This window comes from Clostridium tarantellae (assembly GCF_009295725.1).
In the GTDB taxonomy this organism is placed as follows: Bacteria; Bacillota; Clostridia; order Clostridiales; family Clostridiaceae; genus Sarcina; species Sarcina tarantellae.
On sequence record NZ_WHJC01000223.1, the window covers coordinates 1 to 5,592 of the forward strand.

Sequence of the window (5,592 nt, forward strand, 5' to 3'; positions counted from 1 at the left end):
TAAAAATATTAGAATCATAGGAGATAAAGAATATGTTAGTACAGAAATAGGTAAACAACTTGCATTAGAGCAAAATATTTCTCTTTTAGCATTACAAAGAAAAAATAGTAAAACACAGTTTCCTAAGCATATACGAAACATTTTATCTAAAATGAGACGTGGTGTAGAAACGTCATTTTCACAATTAACTGAACAGTTTAATTCAAATAAAGTTTTAGCTAAAACTAAACTTAGATTAATGACTAAGCTTAGTATTAAAATTTTAGCTTATAATATCTCATATTTAATAAACTTTTTCAGTGGAAATGAGGCTAATATAGGAAAAATAAAGCACTTAATATTTGGATAAAAAATCTAAATATTAAGTGCTTTATTAGAATATTTTTTCTTTGAAATAATTACCATTAAATTGAAAAATAAATTTAACTAGCACAATGCATAAATTTAGTACTATATAATATACGTTGTTTTAAGAGCGCATAGTCCCCTTTAAAGGTACAGTTAACATTATAATGTAATAAATTAAAAACAATTTAGTGGGTGTAGTACCTCCTATAAGAAATGTATTACTCAATCTATAATTACTAACAAAGTATATATTTTGTTAGTAATTACTTCACTAATTTTATAAATACCTTAAATAAATCTCTTTCAGCAAAACATTTAACAGCTTCCCACTTTGTCAATGTTTCGAGATTATAATGAGGATTTTTAATAGTATTTTCTATAAATTGCTTTTGCTTATCTGTAGCTGGTTCATGCTTCCAATATACATCTTTACTTATAAAGCTACTACCATTTTTTAAGCTTGTATCATCTACATCTCTTATAAGTTGCATCAAATTATTAGTCTTATCTAAAAGTGTTAATTTTTTAGTTTTCTCATCATAAGCATATAATCTAAATACATTATCTCCAGTTTTAAATATTATAGCTATATCATGAGCAGTAATTTTTAACACCATTGATTCTAAACCTTTAAATTTCCAACTCCACCAATCAAGTTCGCTACTTTCAATTGCATTATCAACACTTTTATTAAACAACTCAATTTCTTGAATCCTTAACTCTTCCTCCTCCCTTAATTTCCTTTCATGTTCTAATCTCTCAATTTCAATTCTAGCCCTTTCTTCTTCAGCTTCATTTTTAATTCTATCAATATTTTCCTTTAATCTTTCACCATTCCTGAACTTAGTTTTAAAAATATTATTAGCCTCCCATAAGGCAAATTTACTTGTTACATCCACAATATCTATAAGAAGTAAATCTTCCTTATTTTCATGTAATCTTAATCCTCTACCAACACATTGAGTATACAACATTTTACTCTTAGTAGGTCTAGCCATTACAATACAGTCAGTTGCAGGAAAATCATATCCAGTTGTTAATATTCCTACATTAACCAATACTTTAATATTACCTGATTCAAACTCCTTAAGTGTCTCTTTTCTCTCATTCTCATCTAATGTACTATCAATACTTTTTGCAAAAATACCATTTTTATTAAAACATTCAGCAAGTGAATTAGCATGATCTATACTAGCTGCAAACACTAACGTATGTTTTCTATCTGTTGCACTTTCAAGATAAGCTTTTATAACAACTTCATTCCTAGCTGTATTATTAATTGTTCTTGCCAATTGTGACTGTATGAACTCCCCACCAACACTCTTTACTTGTGATATATCCGTTGTTGTTTCAATCCTATAACATCTAGGTTCGCATAAATATCCTTCTAGTATTGAATCTAAAAGAGGTTTTTCATAAACAAAACCATTAAAAATCTTTATCATATCTTTATTAAAAGGTGTAGCAGTAAACCCTATTATCTTGCTCTTAGCTCCTATAGTACTAACTATTGTTTTAATTTGTGAAATAGCTTGGTGGCACTCATCAAGTAGTATGTACTCGAAATTTCCATATTCATTTAAAGTATCCATTCTGGTTGATTTTGCATTTGTTAAACTTTGTCTAGTAGCTACTATAATATTTTTATCATACTGATTAATCTTTCCTTGCACACTACCTACACTTACATCATTTCCACAAATAAGTTGTAATTTTTCAATAGTTTGTTCACGCAATTCTGTTGAAGGTACTACAATAAGAATTCTACTTTCTATATTTTCCTTTGCTAGTGCAGCCATTACAATAGTTTTTCCAAGTCCAGTAGGTAAAGATAAAACTTTCCTTTCTCCTATTTTCATATTCATAATTCTATCTATACTTTCTATTTGATAATTTCTTAACTGTATATTCATATCTTTATCCCTCCATTAAATTTATTTTATACTTGATAAGTATTATGTACAAGATTAACAAAATTTTCTTTAAGGTTACTTTTGCAGAACTAGGGCATAGCATATACCATTACAAATATGATGGAGTGATAATATGATTGAAGTAAAAAATGTAGTTAAGAAATATGGTAAGGTAGAGGTACTAAAAAATAGTTCTTTTAATATTAATAAAGGAGAAATAGTTGGATTAGTTGGCAATAATGATGTAGGAAAATCTACCGTAATGAAATCCATTATGACTTTTATAAAAATAAATTCAGGTGAAATTTTAATTGATGGAAAGGATATTTATAAAAATAGAGAGTATTTATTAGAAAATACCTCATCAGTTATAGAAATAGCAGGTTTTTATCCAGAGTTAACAGGATATGAACATTTAAAGCTTATAAGAGACATAAGAGGAGTATCGGAAGAAGCAATTAATGAGCTTATAGAATTTATTGATATAGGAAAAAATTTAAATAAGAGAACTTCTACATATTCTTTAGGAATGAAGCAGAGATTAGCCATAGCCATAGCTATATTGTCAACTAAAAGTGTTTTAATATTAGATGAACCAACAAATGGATTAGATCAAAAGAGTATTTTTAGACTCATTAAAATATTGAATAAATGTAAATAAAAAGGAATGTGTATACTTATCTCCTCTCATACTTTAGCTTATTTAGAGGAGGTATGCCATAGATTTTTATTTATGGATAAAGGAGAAATAATCTATTCTTTAGACAAAAAAGATATAAGTAATAATAAGTATATTATAATATTAAAAGAAGATTTTATTCCTTCAAAATTAAATTTTAGTTGTTATATTGAAATAAAAGATAAAAGTATTATTGTTAATGAGGATAGTGTTAGCAAAATAATAAATTTATTAATGAAACATAATATTGAGATAAGTAGTATAGAAAAAATAAATAGAGATGTGAACTATCCAGTACCAATGTTTAAAAACACTCTATTTACTGCTGTGATGGAAAAATTTATAATAAATTATACAAGTATGAAGCCTATATTTGGGGTATTAATTGAAATTTCTATAATAAATTTTGTTATAGCTTTATTCTTTAATGGAATAGGTATTTTTACTTCTAGTTTATTTAAAAACAAAGTAGCACCATTAATATTTTTAATGTTTAGTTTTTTAGGAATATATTTTTTTCCTAAAATTTTTAATTTAAAAGATATTACAAATCCAGTAGTTTATGGAAATGCCTACGAATGGGTTACTGGTATAAAAACTTTAATTAATTCTAAAATTACGGTAGCTGTAACTGTTTTAGTAATAAGTGCTTTAACAATTTATTTTAGCTACTATAAGGATAAAAAAGGTTAATTTAATAGATTTAAATTATATAAAGAATGGAAGTGAACGAAAGATGAAAATATTAAAGTATATGTTAATGTTTATTCCTATAAGTATTATAGCTAAATTTATGGGAATGTCACAAACAGTAATGTTTTTATTATCAGCTTTAGCAATAATACCTTTAGCAGGACTTTTAGGTAAAGGAACAGAGGAACTTTCTTTTTATTCAGGTCCTAAGGTAGGAGGATTTTTAAATGCTACTTTTGGAAATGCTACAGAACTTATAATATCTTTTTTTGCACTTAAAGCAGGTTTATTTGATGTAGTCAAAGCCTCTATTTCTGGTTCTGTCATTGGAAATATTCTTTTAGTTTTAGGTGGTAGTATGTTAGCTGGAGGATTAAAATATAAAACTCAAAAATTTAATAAAGATGTGATAGAAATCTCATCTAGCATGTTATTATTTGCAGTTATAGGTCTTTGTATACCAGCAATATTCACTCATACTGTAGACAAAACTTTACTTAATACTAGATATGAAGGCTTAAGTTTAGTAGTTGCAATAATAATGTTTATAATATACATATTAAGTTTAATTTTTTCTTTCTTCACTAATAAAAATGTAGAATCTGTTAGTAAAGAAGAAGGACAACCTAAATGGTCTTTAAAAAAATCAATTTTAATACTTATAATTGCAACTATTTTAATAGCTATAGAAAGCGAATTTTTAGTAGATGGTGTTGAAGGATTAACAAAAAGTTTAGGATTAAGTGAATTTTTTGTAGGAATAATATTAATACCTATAATAGGAAATGCAGCAGAGCATAGTACAGCTATTATGATGGCTTTAAAGAATAAAATGGATGTAGCAGTTGAAATTGCTATAGGATCAAGTCTACAAATAATATTATTTGTAGCACCAGTTCTTATATTTTTAAGTTTAATTTTTGAACCTATGAGCATAATATTTAGTCCATTTGAATTAGTAGCATTAATTGCAGCAATATTTATTGCTAATAAGGTTTCTAATGATGGGGAATCTAATTGGTTAGAAGGTGTTCAATTATTGGCGGTTTATGGAATAATTGCAGCAGCATTTTTTATTGTTTAGTATTTAAATAGAAAATATATAATTTTAATATAAGCCTTTATTATTTATAATAAATTAAATTATTGACAAATAACTTAATATAAATTATCTTGATACTATTAGATTAAGATTATAAGTTTTATAAAAATAATCTTAAAATAGTTACTTATAATCCAAAAACCATTAAATTAACAATAAAAGTATATAACAAATTTTTAATTATTTAAGTGTTAATACCTTAGGAGAGAAAATAACAAGGATTTATTAGCTATTTTAAATAAATATTTGCAAAAAAGGAGAATGAAAATAGCTAACAAAAAGGTAGATAAATGTGTCAATATATACCTAAGAGGTGATGTTGATAAATAAACACATAACAAACTATAAACCAAAGGATTTTGCTGAATTATTAAACGTATCAGTAAAAACTCTTCAAAGGTGGGATAGAGATAAGATATTAATAGCTAAAAGAACACCTATGGGTAGAAGATATTACACTTATGTCAATACTTAGAGTATAAAGGGGTAAATTCTAATGATAATAAAAAAATTGTAATTTATACTAGAGTTTCAACAAACAATCAGAAAGATGATTTGAAAAATCAAATAGCATTTCTTCTGAATTTTATATTTTCTAAATGAATTATTGTAAATGAAACAATTGAAGATATAGGAAGTGGATTAAATTATAATAGAAAAAAATGGAATGAATTAATCCAAGATATAATTTCCATACTTCATGTTTTTAGTTGCCGAATTTATGGATTAGGAAAGTATAAAAAGAAGATAGAGGAGGATGAAGAAATTGCTAAAAGCATACAAAATAGAGGTGAAACCTACAAAAAAACAGACAACTAAAATACATGAAACTATTGGTATATGTAGATACATTTATA

Annotated in this window: 6 protein-coding genes and 1 pseudogene; 6 read left to right on the forward strand and 1 reads right to left on the reverse strand. The window is 25.7% G+C overall.

The window, feature by feature from the left end:
• The coding region (locus tag GBZ86_RS11970) for a transposase (protein ID WP_152890967.1) at nucleotides 1-349 on the forward strand (349 nt) is incomplete at its 5' end.
• 262 nt (nucleotides 350-611) lie between these two features.
• On the opposite strand, the gene GBZ86_RS11975 is transcribed toward GBZ86_RS11970, so the two are convergent.
• The gene (locus GBZ86_RS11975) at nucleotides 612-2,261 is read right to left on the reverse strand and encodes a DEAD/DEAH box helicase (RefSeq protein WP_152890969.1); all 1,650 of its coding nucleotides are present in this window, start codon (nucleotides 2,259-2,261) and stop codon (nucleotides 612-614) included.
• A 133-nt stretch (nucleotides 2,262-2,394) separates the two neighbouring features.
• Here GBZ86_RS11975 and GBZ86_RS11980 point away from each other — a divergent pair, with 133 nt between their 5' ends.
• The 5 genes and pseudogenes from GBZ86_RS11980 to GBZ86_RS18285 form a co-directional block, all read left to right on the forward strand.
• Complete coding sequence (locus GBZ86_RS11980) at nucleotides 2,395-2,922, forward strand: ABC transporter ATP-binding protein (RefSeq protein WP_152890971.1); 528 nt, start codon at nucleotides 2,395-2,397, stop codon at nucleotides 2,920-2,922.
• A 72-nt stretch (nucleotides 2,923-2,994) separates the two neighbouring features.
• Nucleotides 2,995-3,633: a hypothetical protein gene (locus tag GBZ86_RS11985; protein WP_152890973.1), complete on the forward strand. Its 639-nt coding sequence runs from the start codon at nucleotides 2,995-2,997 to the stop codon at nucleotides 3,631-3,633.
• Between the two features lie 43 nt (nucleotides 3,634-3,676).
• Nucleotides 3,677-4,717 (forward strand): calcium/proton exchanger, encoded by a 1,041-nt coding sequence (gene cax, locus GBZ86_RS11990; RefSeq protein WP_152890975.1) that lies wholly within the window; start codon nucleotides 3,677-3,679, stop codon nucleotides 4,715-4,717.
• Nucleotides 4,718-5,069: 352 nt separating this feature from the next.
• A pseudogene (locus GBZ86_RS11995) lies at nucleotides 5,070-5,554 on the forward strand (recombinase family protein).
• A partial coding sequence (locus GBZ86_RS18285; protein ID WP_327445115.1) for a helix-turn-helix domain-containing protein occupies nucleotides 5,526-5,592 on the forward strand: 67 nt, incomplete at its 3' end. The pseudogene GBZ86_RS11995 and the gene GBZ86_RS18285, both read left to right, overlap by 29 nt.

Bases quoted from the DNA above. Each gene is read 5' to 3' on its own strand.
- GBZ86_RS11975 (WP_152890969.1), bottom strand. From the start codon at position 2,261: ATGAATATACAGTTAAGAAATTATCAAATAGAAAGTATAGATAGAATT.
- GBZ86_RS11980 (WP_152890971.1), top strand. From the start codon at position 2,395: ATGATTGAAGTAAAAAATGTAGTTAAGAAATATGGTAAGGTAGAGGTA.
- GBZ86_RS11985 (WP_152890973.1), top strand. From the start codon at position 2,995: ATGGATAAAGGAGAAATAATCTATTCTTTAGACAAAAAAGATATAAGT.
- cax (WP_152890975.1), top strand. From the start codon at position 3,677: ATGAAAATATTAAAGTATATGTTAATGTTTATTCCTATAAGTATTATA.